Origin of the sequence: Haemophilus parainfluenzae (genome assembly GCF_900450995.1) — a bacterium.
GTDB lineage: Bacteria > Pseudomonadota > Gammaproteobacteria > Enterobacterales > Pasteurellaceae > Haemophilus_D > Haemophilus_D parainfluenzae_O.
In genome coordinates this window covers 1274048-1291401 of the sequence record NZ_UGHY01000002.1, presented here as the reverse complement: position 1 = coordinate 1291401, position 17354 = coordinate 1274048, and the positions used below count along the sequence as shown (strand labels likewise).

Genomic DNA, 17354 nt, shown 5'->3' with positions numbered 1-17354 from the left:
AAATATCTAGGCCTAAATAATTATTTCACAAGAGCCACTAGTTTTTTTAATTCAGCTTCAGTTAGACTTTCTTTATATAACTCATTAACCTGCCATAAGCCGCTTTCTCTAATTTTATCTTTTGTAGAGTGATTACCTAACCAATTTTCTGAAGGTTTAATTTCACCAAATTTAGCAGCATTAGAAAGTGTTGAAGTAATTTTACTTTCCCAAAATAAGCGCTCTTCTTTAGTATTAACTTCAAAAACACAAAACGAAAGATTATCCTGAATATATTGGCTAATACGCTTTTCTAACGTTTTTTCAAACTCACGATCAATCCTTTTCAGTTTATCTTCTCTTCCTTCTTTTGAAGTTATGTCAAGTTCCCATGAATCTAAATAATCTTGATTTTCTATGTTCAAAAAGCAGCGACCTATATTTTTTCTAAAAATACTTCTATTCTTATTTTCTTTGACAAAATGCTGCATCAGACGTGAACGTAACTGATTTTCACCTGTATGAGTACCGATTCTCACTATTCTGTCCATTTTTCCAAAATTTTCACCTTTCTCAAAGATGATATAAATACCATTCTTAGGCAGCTTAAACTTGTCAAAAGGAAACTTAAATCGTTCTTTCTTATTCAGCAGACAATGTAATTCATAAGCTAATGAAGTCATTCTTCTTTATAATCCTCTAGTTCTTTATTTAGAAAACTTAATCTCTCACCTAATCTCATTTTATAGAACGGCTGTTCAATATGAATTAAGCTATCTTTAATTGGTAAAATATAGTTATTACCCGCTAAAATAATGAATCGATCACTTTCTAAGTCAACTTTCCATTTCAGTAGCTCAATAACTTTTCTGCCCCAGTTCAATCTATCATTTTTTTTCATTTTATTCAGCGTTACATCATAAGGTTCTATTACACTATCTAACTCAAGTAAATGATGCTTTGCCGATAGAATATATATCGCATCAGGCTTAAGTTTATAGGCATAAGCTAGGCTCTTTTTAAATAGTGGACTAAGGTATAAATCTTTTGCCTTTGCCTTTTCATTTGCTTTCTTTGATACACAAGATAATAAAATAACTTTTTTCATATTATAAATATTTATACTTAGGTGATATAAAAACTATTTTCTTAACATTAAATTTATCTAAATAGCTCAACCAACTTATCTCCAAAGAAATAAAATACTAATCCAAAACCGACAATAATTAATCCGATGAATTTTGTGATGTTCACTTCTCGGATCGGCATACCGATAAGACCAAAATGATCGATAGTGGCAGCCGTAATTAATTGCCCGATGATGATAAAAAATAACATCGCAGTAATCCCTAATTTAGGTGCAAGCAAAACGGTTGTGAACACGACAACGGCTCCGAGTACCCCACCAATTAACTTCCACCAAGGTTGTGATGGAATCGTGGATAAGTTGCCCCATAAATCAGTTTTAGCCAATGCGATAAAAAAGAGAAAAATCGTACCTACCGCAAAAGAAATAAAGGTAGCAATCACCGCTTCGCCACTCATGACTTTCGCCAATTGTGTATTAATAGCTGATTGCGTGGCGAGTGCTACGCCTGCCGCTAAAGCGACGATGAGATAAACAAAAAACATCGAGACTCCCAACATAAAATTTAGTTTATTTTAACCTTTTCTAATTTACCGTGAAATGCTTTCTATTCGGCAAAAATCGTCCCAAAATCAACCGCACTTTGCATTTAATTCATAAATACCTCAAAAGTTGTAAGTCATCTTACCTGTTTATTTGATCTTGATCACTATTTGACTATTCTTTATTTGACGCTAATCTTCAAATCCATAGCCGAAAAGCAATTCCAAGAAACCCAAAACAGCGATTACCTCTGCTTTATTGAAGCACGAGCCACCCAAATGTTGCGCGACAATAAAGTCCTTCCCGAAAAAGGCAAAAAAGAGTTGGAGAGATTACTGTCTGTCGTCAAAACACATTTAGCATAGCGACGCCAAAATAATCATAACTTTTGGCTATATGAAATAAGCTTTTCTTCTTTTTCTTACTGAATTTAGAAAGGTATTATCAAGCGGAAATTTATGATTTATCCCTTAGGAGTGGTTTATGTCTCAATTTAAAATTCACACCATTGAATCTGCACCGGAAGCGGCACAAGAAGCCTTAAAAGCCGTACAAAATGCCAATGGTTTTATTCCAAATTTAATTGGTGTTCTCGCAAATGCCCCTACTGCACTTGAAACTTATCGTACAGTGGGAGGTATTAATGGTCGTAATAGCCTAACCGCAACAGAACGCGAAGTGGTGCAAATTACTGCTGCCGTAGTCAATGGCTGTGGTTTCTGTGTAGCAGGCCACACGAAGATCGCTTTAAAAGCGTTAAAACTTGAAGAAGAGCTTGTAAACCAAATTCGTGCAACTGCTCGTATTGAAAGTGATAAAAAACTCGATACTTTAGCGCGTTTCACCCTTGCTGTTATTTTACAAAAAGCAAAATTAACCGAAGCACAACTTAACGCGTTCTTTGATGCAGGTTATACCCAAGAAAATGCTATTGATGTGATTTTAGGTGTTAGCCTCGCCACATTATGTAATTATGTGAACAATATTGCTGAAACTCCAATCAACCCTGAATTACAAGCATTTTCATAATCAAGTCTATAAAAGTGCGGTTAAAATGATCTGCACCCCAAAAGTTGGACTAACCAAACCAACAATTGAGGTGCAGATTTTTTATGGGTAAACACTACACAATCGAATTTAAATTACAGGTTCTTCAACCTATTCTGAATCGAAAAATGAGTATTAGAGAAGCTGCTCGTTTTTACAATATTCCTTCCAACGCCTTAGTTGGGACATGGTTGAAACGGTTTGAAAAAAGTGGCATAAAAGGAGTGATTCCCCGTAAACCATCAGGACGACCGCCGATGAAACCCAAATATGTAAAGAGGACATGTTAATGCAAGCCGTCAAAGGATTAAATAAAGCTTGTGGTGTCATTTTGCATTCAGACCAGGGATGGCAATATCAAATGGTAGCTTATCGTCGAATCTTGGCTGAATATGGCATCATTCAAAGTATGTCGAGAAAAGGGAATTGCTTAGATAACGCCGCAATGGAAAGTTTCTTTGGGCGATTAAAAACGGAATGTTTTTATGGTCGGGAATTTAACAGTAGAGAGGAGATAGTTGATGCTGTCAGAGATTATTTGGATTACTATAATCATCGATGGATTCAACTAAAATTAAAAGGACTGAGTCCGATACAATATCGAAAACAATCCTTTAAATAACAGTCTAATTTTTTGGGGTCAGATCAATTCCGTGAAAAGTTTCACAAAAATTGACTGCTTGATGGGTTTTAGTGTCTTACACGTACTTTATAATTTACCTTATTATTTTTAATAAGTTGTAAATTTACTGCACGTATTGGTTTTACTACCTGTCTTACTTTTTCAGGAATTTTTGCTTCAACTTGTTTTTTTATCGCTGTAGTAGCTTCCGCTTTAAAATGTATTTGGCGACTATGATGATTTTTCATCTCAGTACGAGATTTCACACCTTTGACTACAACTGTATCCTGTGTTGCATTCACGCCAGCATTAGTTGCTGTTTGCTGATATTTAGCATTAACTTCTAATTTTGCATCCGCTTTCACACCTGCAATGGAACCGTTATTCCAGTCATTTTTTGCTGCTTCTGCCCACTTATCTGTAGTTGGTACAGCAAGTTTACCACTACCATTCGCAGCAAGGCTTACACTTACTTCATTGACTTTATTGGCTAATTGCTCACTGTGAGAGTCGCCTGAAATCGTACCGCTTGCGTGGTTAGCATTGACAGAGCCACCGATAAATTTCGCATCACCACCAGCATTGATTTTAGCTGTATCGGTGTTGAGAGTGGTTTCGGTATGTGTCTCATTACGCACCACATTCACAGCAAGATGACCGCTACCTGAAGACGGAGTCCATTTTTGTTCAGCCACGCCACCGCCTAGTTTTAAGCCTACTGAAACATCGGTTTTATTCACGCTATCTGTTGCTGCCGTTAACGCTAAATTGCCTTTGCCTGCATTAAGATTGAGCTTTTCAGAGGTTGAGGTCACGCCTTTTAAATTCACTCCGTTTTGAGCTTGAATGCTCACATTTTTACCGTTTACTGCCACGCCTGTGTGCGTTTGGCTGTTTTCAGTGTTTACGCCTACATTTGTATTAAAGCCTGCATTTGCTACTTTAGCTCCAATATTCACGCCTGTTGCGACAGAAGCTGCCACATTTTGAACGTGATTATTGCCCGCTGTAATGTTCACACGTTTGCCAGAAAGTTGAGCATTTTCAACCGCTTGCACGTTTGTGCCTTGCAAGTTCAATACGCCTTGTGTTTGTACATTTACGTTTTTACCCGCAATGGTGTTCGTCACCGCTTGGCTTTGGTTGCCGTTTTTACCATTTGCAGAAAGGCTTAAATCAATAGATGGAACTGCTGCACCTGCTGATGGCACAACCATTGCACCAACACCTACTTTCGCTTCAAAACCACCACCTGATTGGGTTTTACTGCTTGTTGCTTGGCTGAATTGAGCACTTTGAGCTTGAATATTCACATTTTCACTTGCGTTAATATTTGCTTGGCTATTAAATTTGCCTGTGTGAATGTTCATGTTTTTCGCATTAATTGAGCCTTGCACAGCATTGCTTTCTTGGCTAGCAGATTGATTGTAATTTGCTCCTACTTTTGCTGCAACGTTAAAGCGTTGGAAGTCGGTAGTATCGGCTGAAACGCCTAAACTCGCCCCAGCTGAAAGGCTGTTTTTCTCAACACGATTTGCAACTGCTACAAGTTGATGGCTGCTTGAATTAAATTGTGCCGTTTCTCCTGCGCTGTATTGGGTAGCATTATCTTGAATGTGGTTTGCATTCACGCTGATATTTTTACCTGCTTGTAACTGCGTTGCGGTATGCGTTATGCTTGATACGGTTTCACGTCCACCTTTTGCAGCAAGTTCTGCTTCCACGCTGAAAGCTTTGGATTTATCAATGCTCGCAGACACGGTGAGATCAACATTCACATTATTGCCAAAGCTATTTGTACTGTTTTTCGCAGTAGTGTGGAGTACCTCTTTCGCATTTTCTTGAATATTTCCGCCTGCTTGCACTTGGCTGCCTTGATGCTCAATGCTATTTGCATTAAGTTTTACATCATTTGCCGCTGAAAGTTTGCTTACTTGGGCTTTGTTTTCCACGCTTGAATTCAAGGAATGAGCTACGCCAACACCTAAAGTGGCACTTAATTTGTTCTCGGTTACGGTGCCGCTCAAACCAACATCCACTTCGTTTTTCATGTTGTTGTTAATGCTTTGATTTTGGGCCGCTTGTGTCGTGATTTTATCCGCGTTAATGACTAAATTACCGTGAGTTGCCGCCACTTCACTACCTGAAACAGTCACAGTTTTTGCATTCAATGCTACATCGTTACCTTTTACGCTTGAACCTGTATACGTTGTTGTGTGACTATTTTGGCTGTTATTGTAAACGTTCAAGCCCAAGTGGAATTTACCTTCTGCATTTACAGCATCTGCTTTTTTCTCTTTGCTAATTTCAACATCTGCATCCACGCTTGGCTTACCTTTGTTATTATCAAGGTTGAGATTTGCGGTTAAATGCCCGTGTTGGAATGATGTTTTGAGGCTGTCGAAACCGCCCGCGAAACTAAAACCACCCTTACTTGATTCCGTACGAACGTGGTTAGCTGCACCTTTCACTTCAATACCACTTTTTGCTGCAATATCGAGCAACCCTGCAGATTGCACGGTTGAGCCCACAATGCTCACGTTTTTGTTGGTAGAAAGTTGGAGATTTGATTCTGATTTTAAAGTTGAACCTTTTGCAGTAGAGGTATGTGTATAGCTACTTTGGCGAGCCTTGGTAATATCAAAAATAGTACCTTGACGAGCGTAATCAACTGCAGTGGTTTTCGCTTGAGTGCTATCAATAACTAATGCACCTGCATTGCCTTTTACCACGCCATTACCGCCCGTTACGACACGGCTGCCTGAAATATGCACGCCACGGCTTGCATCTAAAGTCGTATCGCCTTTCACGGTAATATCTGCCCCGTGAACAGTTTCTGCACTTCTACCTGTACCAACGGTTTTAGAGCCTGCTAAACCACCCCAGAAACGCATATCATCGCTGAGGTTATAACTTTCGCTAGATCTTTCTGAGCCGAATGAAAGCGAACCGCTATTTTTCGCAAGCAATGTACCATCTACATTTGCCACGACGCCGTTTAAATACAGGTCGCCTTTACCGCCTAAAATAAGATCTTGTTCGGTCGTTAATTCTGTTGCAGTGTAGTGCTGCACGCTACTATCTTGGCTACTTAAACCTGTTTTTAAACGTGCAGTTTCATTTTTAAATTCAGCACGAGCCGTTTGAGTGGTAGTGGCTTTTGCACCACGTAAATTCACGCCTTGTTCGCCATAAATAGCGGTCGTTTTTGCGGAAACTTTTGCACCTTCTGTGGTCACTTTACCTTTGGTTGCTTCAATGTTTACACTATCGCCTGCAATCGTAGTGCGGTGTGTGGTTTCAACACGATTGCTCTCTTGTTCATTGCGATACCAACTGCCTTTGCTTTGGTTTTTGCTGTGTTCACGTAAATTTACGGTTTTTTCTGCCCCTAAGTGTACATTGCCACCGAGAATATTGCTATTTTTGGCTTGAATATCTGCTCCTGAAATGTTCAATTTACCACCGACATTCACGTTAAATTGATCAGTTTGCACACGGGTTGCTTGGTAGGTTTCGCTTGAGCCACTTTGATGATCGCGAGACTGTACGCCATTTTGATGCGTAATTTTTGCTTTACCACGATCTGTATGACGACTAATTCTACCGTTTAAGTTTGCATTGCCTGCGGTAATATCCACTTCTTTTGCTTGTAAATCAGCCGCTTGAGCGGTGATAGTCGCACGATCATCGGTTGAATGAATACGAATTCTGCCTGCTTGAATACTACCCACGACTTTGCCATCTAGCACTTGGCCTTTACGCTCTGTAGTCGTGATTTTAAGCGTGCCATTGTCTTCACGTGCAATTTTATTTTTGCCCGTAATCACATTCACCCCTTCGCTGGTGGTAATTTGACCGCCAACGGCCACTTGCGGGGCGATTAAATCAATGTCGCCAGAACTGGTAATTTTGCCGCTGGTGCTTAACGCGTTATCGCCTGTTGCATCATAGCCTTTAAGTTTACCTTCTACGACTTGAGGCTTACCTACTACAAGCGAAGCACGAGTCGTGTTAATAAAGCCACCACCTTGCACGCTAATGCCGTTTGGGTTTGCTAATACATAATCGGCTTTATCACCAAAGATTTCTTGCTGACCTGCAATTTTAGATGGGTTGCGACTCACTACTTCATTAAGAATCACTTTTGCGGATTGGGTTTTGAGATTTGGGTTGGCGTTCAGATCGCCTGCAAGTTGAGATTTACCATTTTGACGAGCATTGTTTAGCACAGCACCAGATTTATCTACGTTAAACTTATCATATCGGTTATGCGATAACCCTGCGGCACTTGGATTGGCGATATTGATAATTTCAATGCCTTGTTTTTTGCTAATTTGTGTGTTGGCATCTGCCGCACTGATTTCTGCAAAAGCAGATTGCCCCGCAATGCTGAATGCAATGGCGAGTGAAATTTTGCTTAAAGAGTAAGTTTTAGACATTTTGTACCTCGTAAAATGGAACATAACTAAATAAGAAATGCTCGTATTAAAACAAAAATGAATAGGTTAGACCAGTCATTTATGGAGTAAAAATGTGATCTGCTTCACAAAAAAATAATTTATTGAGTAAAAAATCAAGTGTGCATTAGTGTAATAAACTTAGAATTTATAGCTGATGCTTCCCAACACTAATCGCTCTTGTTTGACATCATCAGTTTTCGAAAACAATCGCCCCATTGCCCATTCAAGGTTAGCTTGAAAGGCTTTCTGCTCCCAATTCACCCCAACAGCATAAGCAAAGGCTTGTTCTCGCTGAGCATTCGCTTGTGTTGATTTTTGTACGCCAAAATCAATGCCAACGTAAGGCAAAAATGTACCGAATTCGGTTACTTTTACCCAAGCAATATCGTTGTGTAAAACAATATTTTTCTCTGCTGATAAACTTAAATCATTCAAGCCACGTACGCGATAACGCCCCGTCAAATCTTCCTGTTTAATCGAAGACAAATAATCGTGGCTATATTGTGCTGTAAGCTGGTGTGAATGGCGAAAAAGTTGATCTCCAATTGATTGATAGCGGTTAAATTTCAGCTCAAAATTCCAACGGCTAAAAAGATCTTCTGGCTGATTTTTGCCTTTGTTTCGCCCTTGTTCATAGCGGAAATCTGTAGCAAAGGTAGCATTTTCAAACAGCTGCAAATGATTTAGCACAATAGAAATGCTCGTTAATTTAGGGCTTTGAAGATCTAAAATCACATCATCCAGTCGGTTTTTGCTGTTAATTTTCTCGATCTGCGTTGAAAATGTTGAAATATGATTAGAGCCACGATGGAAAACATAATCTGCGGTTAATCCCGTTTGAAGAGTTTGCCCTTTTTGTTGCAGGCTTAATGTCTGAAGTGAAAGCGGCGTTTTAAATTGGGAAATAGAAGCAAAGCCACTGAATGTCCAATAACCATAAGGTAAGGAATAATAGAGCAATGCCGAGCGGCTAAATTGATGACGAGATTTTAGTGTATGCGAACCGCTTAGATAAAGCGTATCTGATAAGCCAAAAGGGTTGCTAATGCTAACAGAAGAACGTACCTGCCAACGATCGTAGGTTCTTGACGCGTAATTATCCAATCCAATTGAACCATTGAAACGAGAAATTGGTTCGTTCGTAAATTTCAGTTTAACTTCGCCATTTTTAGCTGGCAAAACATCAACAGAAACGCTGTTTCCCGTGATGCGATTCGCTTGGTCAAGTGCTTGGTCAAGATCTTGCACTTTCAGCGGTTTACCTATCGCATTTGGTAAAATTTGGCTTAAATTAAACCGCTTGTTATCGCTTTCTATAGCAGCAATTTTGCCCTCAAATACATGCAGAGTTAAAACGCCTGATTGATCGTCTTCAAACTGAAAAGGGTTGTGAATGTAGCCTTTTCTCACATAGGCTTGAGTAAGTTGTTGACTCAGCTGATTAAGACGAGCTTCATTCAAACATTCGCCCGATTTAGGCGCAAAAGGCATTGGATCAATAAGCGTTATTCCTTTAAATTTCACACCTTGATAATCTAAACAAATTTGCGAGAAATCGCCATTTTCAACCGCTTGAGAAGTAGATTGGAATTGATGTTGTTCTAGCCAACGTTGTTGATTTTGGCTCTGTAGATCAGCGAATTGCTGTTTAGATTGTTGGAGCGATTGGGTGATATCATCAGCCCAAACATTTGATGAAAAAAGAGTAAGAAGAAAAGGAAAAGCAAATTTATTCATAGCAGCGATGAAATAAAAAATATGATCTGCCCCAAAAAAGTTGGACAGGTTAGTTAACTTAAATATTGAGCTCGGTATTGTACTGGGCTCAATCCTTTGAAAGCAAGTTTAATGCGTTTTTGGTTGTAATACACTAAATATTCTTCAATTTCAGCCTTTAATTCAGCAATTGAATGATAAGTCCGAGAGTAAAAACACTCTGATTTTAATATCGCAAAAAAGCTTTCAATCACCGCATTATCATAGCAATTTCCTCGGCGGCTCATACTTTGCACCGCTTTACCCTCCAACATTTTTACCCATTCCTCCGTGCCATACAATACACCTTGGTCGCTATGAATAATCGGGCATTCTGTCGGTTTAAGCCGACTAAGCCCTTGTTCTAACATCTTTTTTACCAATGAAAACTTTGGGCGTGTCGCAAAGTTATAGGCAATAATTTCTCGGTTAGCCAAGTCCATCAACGGTGAAAAATAGAGCTTCTCTTGCCCAACCTGAAACTCGGTAACATCGGTTACCCATTTTTGATTGAGTGCCGTTACTGTAAAATCACGATTCAGCAAATTCGGGCAATATGCGATGTTTTTCCTCGTTTTCCATGTCTTTTCTTGCGTAAAATGGAATGAATACCTAACTCGTTCATTAGCTTTAACACCGTTTTATGATTCAAATTAAAACCCATTTGGCGTAATTTAAACGTCATGGGGCGATAACCATCTCGTTTTCTGTTCTTTTTATACAGCGATAAGATAGCCTCTTTTACCTCGTGATAATTTCGCTTAGTCTCTTTATAGTAAAAGCTTGAGCGAGGCATTTTAGCCACATGAAGTAAATCATTTAACGCATGGTCCGGCTTCAATCTTTCAATGATTTTTCTTTTTTCTGTCGTTGTTTTTGACGGTCGAGCTTCTCCAACTCCTTTAGGTAAGCAATCTCCGCACGAGCCAAGGCGAGCTCTCGTTGTAACTTTTTAAACGCTTTAGGTGAAAAGTCTGTGGTTTCTGGAATTTCAATGTCTTTCTTTTTCATCTTTGGCTTCGCTATTTTCGGTGTTTGAAGGTTTTTATAAGGCGATTTTACGCCATCAAGCCCTCTTTCCCGAAATGCTTTTAGCCAAAAATAACAATAGCATGGGAAATTTTATGAAGTTTAGCCATCTCACGGATACCATAATCCTGTTCGGTGACGAGTTTGATAATTTTCAAACGAAATTGATACGAGTAGGACATAATCTGCACCTCAAATTAGGTGTCCAGGTTTTGGGGTGCAGATCAAATTGACCGCTCTTTTATTCTATCAATCAGACAGATTATGCGTTATCACCAATTAATACAGACTCTAACGCAATCTCAATCATATCATTGAAGGTTAATTGACGTTCTTCTGCAGTGGTTTGCTCGTGTGTACGAATATGGTCTGAAACGGTACAAATACAAAGTGCTTTTGCACCATATTCTGCTGCTACACCATAGATACCCGCTGCTTCCATTTCTACGCCTAAGATGCCATATTTTTCCATCACATCAAACATGTCGAAATCTGGCGTGTAGAATAAGTCTGCAGAGAAGAGATTCCCTACGCGAACTTGTTTACCTTTTTCTTTTGCTGCTTGAACCGCAGCTTGTGCCATATCAAAATCAGCAATCGCAGCAAAATCGTTATCTTTGAAACGAATACGGTTTACTTTTGAATCGGTACATGCACCAAGGCCGATGATGACATCACGTACTTTAACATCCATACGTACAGCGCCACAAGAACCAACACGGATGATTTTCTTCACACCGTATTCAGTAATTAATTCTTTCGCATAAATTGAGCAAGATGGGATACCCATACCGTGACCCATAACAGAGATACGACGACCTTTATAAGTACCGGTATAACCCAACATATTGCGAACGTTAGTCACTTCTTTCGCATCTTCTAAGAATGTTTCAGCAATATATTTTGCACGAAGCGGATCGCCTGGCATTAATACAACATCTGCAAATGCGCCTTCAGGAGCGTTAATATGTGGAGTCATTGTTTTTTCCTCTTGTTGATAAATAAAAAATCATTTAAGCAAACGTTTTCGCCTGCTTTAAAGTACAACACCACGAATAATTCGTGGTGTTGAGAGATAAAGTGCGGTCAAATTTCACCACATTTTAATTACATTGCTACGCCGCTTAACTCGATGAATAAACCTGCGATAGTTGCACTCATTAAGTTAGCTAATGTACCTGCAACAACTGCTTTTAAACCTAAGCGAGCCACATCACCACGACGATTTGGTGCCATACCACCGATACCACCGATTAAGATTGCGATAGAGCTGAAGTTAGCGAAGCCACATAATGCGAAAGTGATGATTGCCTTAGTTTTTTCACTTAACACAACTGCAGCGTCCGGTTGTAAATATTTCGCGAACTCTAAGTAACCTACGAATTCGTTCACGGCTAATTTCATACCAATCATTTGACCCGCAATTGCAGATTCATCCCAAGATACACCGATTAAGTAGGCTAATGGTTTGAAGATCCAACCAAAGATTGATTGTAACGTTAAATCACCGTAACCGAACCAACCGCCTACGCCACCTAAGATACCATTAATTAAAGCGATTAAACCCACGAATGCGATTAACATTGCACCTACGTTTAACGCTAATTGCATACCGGCACTCGCACCGCCTGCCATTGCTTCAAGCACGTTAGTCGGTTTTTCGCTATCATCCGTTTCAGGTTGTTTATCGTTAAATTGTTCAGTTTGTGGGAATAAAATTTTCGCAAATAATAAACCTGCTGGTGCAGCCATGAAAGATGCTGCGATTAAGTAAGTCAACGGCACGCCCATTCCTGCGTAACCCGCCATTACTGAACCCGCGATAGAGGCTGTACCACCCGCCATGATGGCGAATAATTCAGATTGGGTCATGTTTTTAATGTAAGGACGAACCACTAACGGTGCTTCTGTTTGACCTACGAAGATGTTCGCTGCAGCAGACATAGATTCTGCTTTTGATGTACCTAATGCTGCTTGTAATGCACCACCAATCACTTTGATGACGACTTGCATGATGCCTAAGTAATAAAGCACAGAAATTAAACCGGAGAAAAAGACGATGATTGGTAAAACTTTCACTGCAAAGATAAAGCCGACATTTGAAGGATCCGCTAAGCCACCAAAGACGAAGTTAATCCCTTCATTACCATAGGCAATAACATTTGACACACCATTTGCTGTCGCTTGTAATGCATCTCGACCAAACGGCACATACAAAATAAGGGCCGCAAATCCGATTTGGATCGCCAAAGCCCCTAACACAGTACGTAAATTAATCGCCTTACGATTATTTGAAAATAATACGGCAATGATCAGTAATACGACAATGCCTAAAACGCTACCTAAAATACCCATTTTTTTCCCCTAGGTTGGTTAGATAAGTAAGTGAATAAAATTGTCCTATTCTACTTGTTTTTCAGTAAAAAGTCGGAATATTTTTGATACTTTTCGATATGTTTGCTTATAAAATGGTCATGATTTTGGTCAGACCACAAAATTTCGCGTAGTTTTCAAGCGCTTGCGTTTGCTCAACGGTTGGGACATAAGGTGTTAGCCCTTCGGCATCGCGCGCACCTTTTGTGTGCATTCGGATAATTTTGAACAAAACATCCGGATAATCTTTCAATAAGGAAGCGACTTTTTCCACCAACTGTTCAGCATCAAAAAAATTCGCCACATAAACTAACCGCACTTCTTCCACTTTATTTAATGGCAAAAGTTGCGCCAAGTTCTTCAAATTGCGATCTAAATTTTCTTGCTTGATATGTTGATGAGTAGGAATGATGTTTTGAGGGACAATGCCTTGGCGATTTTGTCTATCAAAGCACAAACTTTGTAAGCCAAGCCCTTCTCCTTTCAGGTCAAAGAGAAATTTGTCTGTCACATCAATTAAAGGTCGAACTGCCTCAAACTCAAAGAAACCACTGCTATCTAAATAGCAAGTTAGCCCTTCCTCACGTAGTTTTTGAAACAATGGTACGAGCTTTTTATGGTGAATGCTGGGTTCCCCGCCTGAAACCGTCACACCACGAATGAAAGGTACTGCATCCATCACTTGCTCATACAAATACTGTAGACTGACTTGATGAGCCCCCTCTGCATAACGGGGAATCGTTTCTGGATTATGGCAATAAAGGCAGTTTAACTTACAGCCTTGTAAGAAAATACTGGTGCGATTCCCCTGCCCTTCTACATTAGAAAAAGGAATAATACGATGCAGGGGAACATAAATATTAGAAAGTGCGGTCACAAAAAATGCTGTTTTCTAGAGTAATCCATCACTTACGAAAGTTTCATTTGGAAAATCACTAATTCCGCTTGGCAGCAGAATGTGAAAACCGCTTTAAGTACATATCCCTCTTCAACCTGTTGAATTTCAGACTGAATTTGACAAGGTTCACTTTCGACATCACGTGCTTTTAACGTGAAATATTCCAATGCGCCTTCTGCATCTTGACGAGTCGCGTAAAACTGTTCGATAGGTAAACTACAATCGCTGTTATCAAACAATGATTTCATATCGAAAGTATTACAACCTACGCATTCGATTGGTTTTTCAGTTTGAATGGCCATCTTTTTCTCCTTATCTAAAAAGCCGTGACAGAACACGGCTTATTAAGTTTAAAATTATTTTGCTGCAACAAAGCCGACGGCTTCGTATACTTTATCAAGGGTTTCTTTCGCTCTTGCACGGGCTTTTTCCGCACCTTGACGTAAAATCTCGTCTAAAAGTGCTTCATCATTACGATATTGATAGAAACGTTCTTGTAAACCGGCAAGTAAGTTTGATACTTCATCTGCAACGGCTGTTTTTAAGTGGCCGTACATTTTGCCTTCAAATTCTTTTTCAAGTTCAGCCACAGATTTATCAGTTACTGCAGAAAGAATATCCAATAAGTTAGATACACCCGCTTTATTTTGCACATCATAACGTACAACAGGTGGTTCATCAGAATCTGTTACCGCACGTTTGATTTTTTTCGCCACCGATTTTGGATCTTCAAGCAAAGTCACCACATTATTACGATTATCATCGGATTTTGACATTTTTTTATCAGGATCTTGCAAAGACATAATACGCGCACCCGCTTTGCCTAAGAAGATTTCAGGGATCGTGAAAATATCACCGTAAAGGGCATTAAAACGAGCAGCTATATCACGAGTGATTTCTAAATGTTGTTTTTGATCATCCCCTACTGGCACACTTTTCGCTTGATAAAGTAAGATATCTGCCGCCATTAAAACTGGATAGTCAAATAAACCTACGTTAATATTTTCGGCATAACGTGCTGATTTATCTTTAAATTGCGTCATACGGCTCATTTCACCAAAATAGGTGTAGCAGTTTAACACCCAGCTTAGTTGAGTATGTTCTGGTACATGAGATTGCACGAAGATCGTACTTTTATTCGGGTCAATGCCACAAGCCAAGTAAAGGGCGAGTACATCAAGGGTGGCTTTGCGAAGTGCTGCAGGATCTTGCCGTACAGTGATGGCGTGTAAATCCACCACGCAGAAAATACACTCATAATCTTCTTGCATTTTCACCCAGTTGCGAAGTGCACCTAAATAATTTCCGATAGTTAATTCGCCGGAAGGCTGCACGCCACTGAATACAATTGGTTTTGTCATTAGTTATCCTTTCATTCTGTAAACTGAATTGGCGCTATGATAACAAAAGATGGGGCGTTTTTTAATGATTGAGTTCAAAACAATGTGTAAAAATGCTATATTACGCCCAAAATTTCTGCAGCTCACAATTTATAATCTCAATGAAAAATTATAATGATATGGCTCTGGCTCTTGCCGGTGTTTGTCAATCAGTCTTATTAATCAGTCAATTAGCACAAAAAGGCGAAGTTGATGATCAAGATGCATTCCAAATTACCATTCATTCTCTTCTCATCACTCAACCTGAAGATACATTAGCCGTATTTGGCGGTGATGTTCAACATCTTAAAGTGGGATTAAACACACTTATTGAGCAACTGACCCAATTAAATGACAAAAATTTATTGAATTATTGGGGTAGCCTGTTAGCGTTAGAGAGCAGATTAAACAAGCAACCTGAAATCAAACAAGAACTTGGCCGCAGAATTGCGCGTTTACCTGAGCAACTTGCTTATCACGACAATCAATTTGATGATGAGATGTTTTCTATCATGGCAAACATTTATATCGATACAATTAGTCCTTTAGGCAAACGCATTCATATTATTGGTTCGGTATATCATTTACAGCAACAAAACGTGCAAGACAAAATTCGTGCGTGTTTACTTGCCGGCATTCGTTCTGCCGTCTTGTGGCGTCAAGTCGGCGGCAGAAAATGGCAACTGTTGTTTCATCGTAAAAAATTAGTGCAAGCGGCGCGACAACTCTACTCAACTTTAAATTAATCCTTGGAGAACTCTTATGCAACTTTCCGCATTAACCGCTCTTTCCCGATTGACGGTCGTTATCAAGATAAAGCCACCACATTGCGTGGTATTTTTAGTGAATTTGGCTTGCTCAAATTCCGTGTCACCGTGGAAGTACGTTGGTTACAAAAATTGGCGGCGACCGCTGAAATCCAAGAAGTTTCTTCTTTGTCTAAAGAAGCAAACGATTACCTTAATAAAATTGTGGAAGAGTTCGGTCTTCAAGATGCTGAACGTATTAAAGAAATTGAGCGCACTACGAATCATGACGTTAAAGCGGTTGAGTATTTCTTAAAAGAAAAAAGTGAAGCCTTACCAGAATTAGCCAAAGTCTCTGAATTTATTCACTTTGCTTGTACCTCAGAAGATATTAACAACCTTTCTCATGCCTTGATGTTAAAAACAGCACGTGAAGAAGTAATCTTACCTGAATGGCAAAAACTGATTAATGAAATCACCCGTTTAGCGAACGAATATAAAACTATCCCATTACTTTCTCGTACACACGGCCAACCCGCCTCTCCTAGTACTGTAGGTAAAGAAATGGCAAACGTGGTTTACCGTTTAAAACGCCAACTCAAACAACTCCAACAAAATGAAATCTTGGGTAAAATCAACGGTGCCGTGGGTAACTACAATGCGCATTTATCCGCCTATCCAAATATTAACTGGCACAAATTTAGCGAAGAGTTTGTCACCTCATTAGGTTTAGATTGGAACCCATACACCACACAAATTGAACCTCACGATTACATTGCTGAATACTTTGATGTCGTGGTACGTTTTAATACCATCATCATCGACTTCGACCGTGATTTATGGGGCTACATTGCATTAAATCACTTTAAACAACGCACTATCGCGGGTGAAATTGGTTCATCCACCATGCCGCATAAAGTGAATCCTATCGACTTCGAAAACTCAGAAGGTAACTTAGGTTTAGCCAATGCTGTGATGACTCACCTTGCCCAAAAATTACCGATTTCTCGCTGGCAACGTGATTTAACCGACTCTACTGTATTACGTAACTTAGGTGTGGGTTTAGGTTATTGTTTAATTGCGTATGCTTCAACCCGTAAAGGTATCAGCAAATTAGAAGTGAACGAACAACATCTCCGTGATGAACTCAACCAAAACTGGGAAGTTTTAGCTGAGCCAATTCAAACGGTGATGCGTCGCTATGGTATTGAAAAACCATACGAAAAATTAAAAGAACTCACCCGCGGTAAACGCGTTGATGAAAAAGCAATGCGTGAATTCATCGAGAAACTGGATATCCCTGCAGATGAAAAAGCGCGTTTACAACAACTTACCCCTGCCACCTACATCGGTGCAGCCATTGAGTTAGTGGAAAAACTTTAAGAAATAAAAGGGCACTTTTCATGCCCTAAAAAATCAAAGTGATCTGCCCC

At 39.5% G+C, this 17354-nt stretch carries 15 protein-coding genes and 3 pseudogenes; 5 read left to right on the top strand and 13 right to left on the bottom strand.

The annotated features are described in order from the left end of the window. Window positions 1-20: 20 nt before the first annotated feature. From DX522_RS06585 to DX522_RS06575, 3 genes are read right to left on the bottom strand one after another with little or no spacing between them, the layout of a single operon-like run. Window positions 21-662, bottom strand: coding sequence for a hypothetical protein (locus tag DX522_RS06585; RefSeq protein ID WP_115180227.1), 642 nt, complete (start codon window positions 660-662; stop codon window positions 21-23). Further along, complete coding sequence (locus DX522_RS06580) at window positions 659-1087, bottom strand: DUF6884 domain-containing protein (protein WP_115180226.1); 429 nt, start codon at window positions 1085-1087, stop codon at window positions 659-661. The genes DX522_RS06585 and DX522_RS06580 overlap by 4 nt, the downstream gene beginning before the upstream one ends. A gap of 53 nt (window positions 1088-1140) precedes the next feature. Beyond that, entirely contained in the window at window positions 1141-1611 is a 471-nt protein-coding gene (locus DX522_RS06575) for a DMT family transporter (RefSeq protein ID WP_115180225.1), read from the bottom strand. A gap of 481 nt (window positions 1612-2092) precedes the next feature. On the opposite strand from DX522_RS06575, the gene DX522_RS06565 reads away from it, so the two are divergent. From DX522_RS06565 to DX522_RS06555, 3 genes and pseudogenes are all read left to right on the top strand, one after another. After that, complete coding sequence (locus DX522_RS06565) at window positions 2093-2638, top strand: carboxymuconolactone decarboxylase family protein (RefSeq protein ID WP_115180223.1); 546 nt, start codon at window positions 2093-2095, stop codon at window positions 2636-2638. 83 nt (window positions 2639-2721) lie between these two features. Next, window positions 2722-2946 carry a helix-turn-helix domain-containing protein gene (locus DX522_RS06560; RefSeq protein ID WP_115180222.1) on the top strand — a complete coding sequence of 75 codons (225 nt, stop codon included), beginning with the start codon at window positions 2722-2724 and terminating at the stop codon, window positions 2944-2946. Beyond that, a pseudogene (locus DX522_RS06555) lies at window positions 2940-3278 on the top strand (transposase); the annotation flags it as partial. The gene DX522_RS06560 and the pseudogene DX522_RS06555, both read left to right, overlap by 7 nt. Window positions 3279-3346: 68 nt before the next feature. Here DX522_RS06555 and DX522_RS06550 read toward each other — a convergent pair. The 10 genes and pseudogenes from DX522_RS06550 to trpS all read right to left on the bottom strand — a co-directional run bounded on the left by DX522_RS06550 (window position 3347) and on the right by trpS (window position 15157). After that, on the bottom strand, window positions 3347-7720 hold the full coding sequence (locus DX522_RS06550) for a hemagglutinin repeat-containing protein (RefSeq protein ID WP_115180220.1): 4374 nt from the start codon (window positions 7718-7720) through the stop codon (window positions 3347-3349). 159 nt (window positions 7721-7879) lie between these two features. Continuing rightward, window positions 7880-9478 carry a ShlB/FhaC/HecB family hemolysin secretion/activation protein gene (locus DX522_RS06545; RefSeq protein WP_115180219.1) on the bottom strand — a complete coding sequence of 533 codons (1599 nt, stop codon included), beginning with the start codon at window positions 9476-9478 and terminating at the stop codon, window positions 7880-7882. 53 nt (window positions 9479-9531) lie between these two features. Further along, window positions 9532-10041 carry an IS3 family transposase gene (locus DX522_RS06540; protein ID WP_262054176.1) on the bottom strand — a complete coding sequence of 170 codons (510 nt, stop codon included), beginning with the start codon at window positions 10039-10041 and terminating at the stop codon, window positions 9532-9534. Next, window positions 10035-10337, bottom strand: coding sequence for an IS3 family transposase (locus tag DX522_RS06535; protein ID WP_262054175.1), 303 nt, complete (start codon window positions 10335-10337; stop codon window positions 10035-10037). Before DX522_RS06535 ends, DX522_RS06540 begins: the two co-directional genes overlap by 7 nt. Beyond that, window positions 10334-10707: pseudogene (locus DX522_RS06530) on the bottom strand (transposase). The gene DX522_RS06535 and the pseudogene DX522_RS06530 overlap by 4 nt, the downstream one beginning before the upstream one ends. An 80-nt stretch (window positions 10708-10787) precedes the next feature. Next, entirely contained in the window at window positions 10788-11504 is a 717-nt protein-coding gene (gene deoD / locus DX522_RS06525) for a purine-nucleoside phosphorylase (RefSeq protein ID WP_049362431.1), read from the bottom strand. Between the two features lie 128 nt (window positions 11505-11632). Next, window positions 11633-12880 carry a NupC/NupG family nucleoside CNT transporter gene (locus DX522_RS06520; protein WP_115180217.1) on the bottom strand — a complete coding sequence of 416 codons (1248 nt, stop codon included), beginning with the start codon at window positions 12878-12880 and terminating at the stop codon, window positions 11633-11635. A gap of 106 nt (window positions 12881-12986) precedes the next feature. After that, window positions 12987-13775: a 4Fe-4S cluster-binding domain-containing protein gene (locus DX522_RS06515; protein WP_115180216.1), complete on the bottom strand. Its 789-nt coding sequence runs from the start codon at window positions 13773-13775 to the stop codon at window positions 12987-12989. A gap of 32 nt (window positions 13776-13807) precedes the next feature. Continuing rightward, a complete protein-coding gene (locus DX522_RS06510; RefSeq protein ID WP_049369748.1) occupies window positions 13808-14098 on the bottom strand; it encodes a YfcZ/YiiS family protein in 291 nt (96 codons plus the stop codon). 54 nt (window positions 14099-14152) lie between these two features. After that, complete coding sequence (trpS, locus tag DX522_RS06505; protein ID WP_115180215.1) at window positions 14153-15157, bottom strand: tryptophan--tRNA ligase; 1005 nt, start codon at window positions 15155-15157, stop codon at window positions 14153-14155. 140 nt (window positions 15158-15297) lie between these two features. Between trpS and hflD the strand changes: the two genes are divergently transcribed. Both hflD and purB read left to right on the top strand, forming a co-directional pair. Next, window positions 15298-15921 carry a high frequency lysogenization protein HflD gene (gene hflD / locus DX522_RS06500; protein ID WP_115180894.1) on the top strand — a complete coding sequence of 208 codons (624 nt, stop codon included), beginning with the start codon at window positions 15298-15300 and terminating at the stop codon, window positions 15919-15921. 16 nt (window positions 15922-15937) lie between these two features. Further along, window positions 15938-17304: pseudogene (gene purB / locus DX522_RS06495) on the top strand (adenylosuccinate lyase). The last annotated feature ends 50 nt before the right edge of the window (window positions 17305-17354 follow it).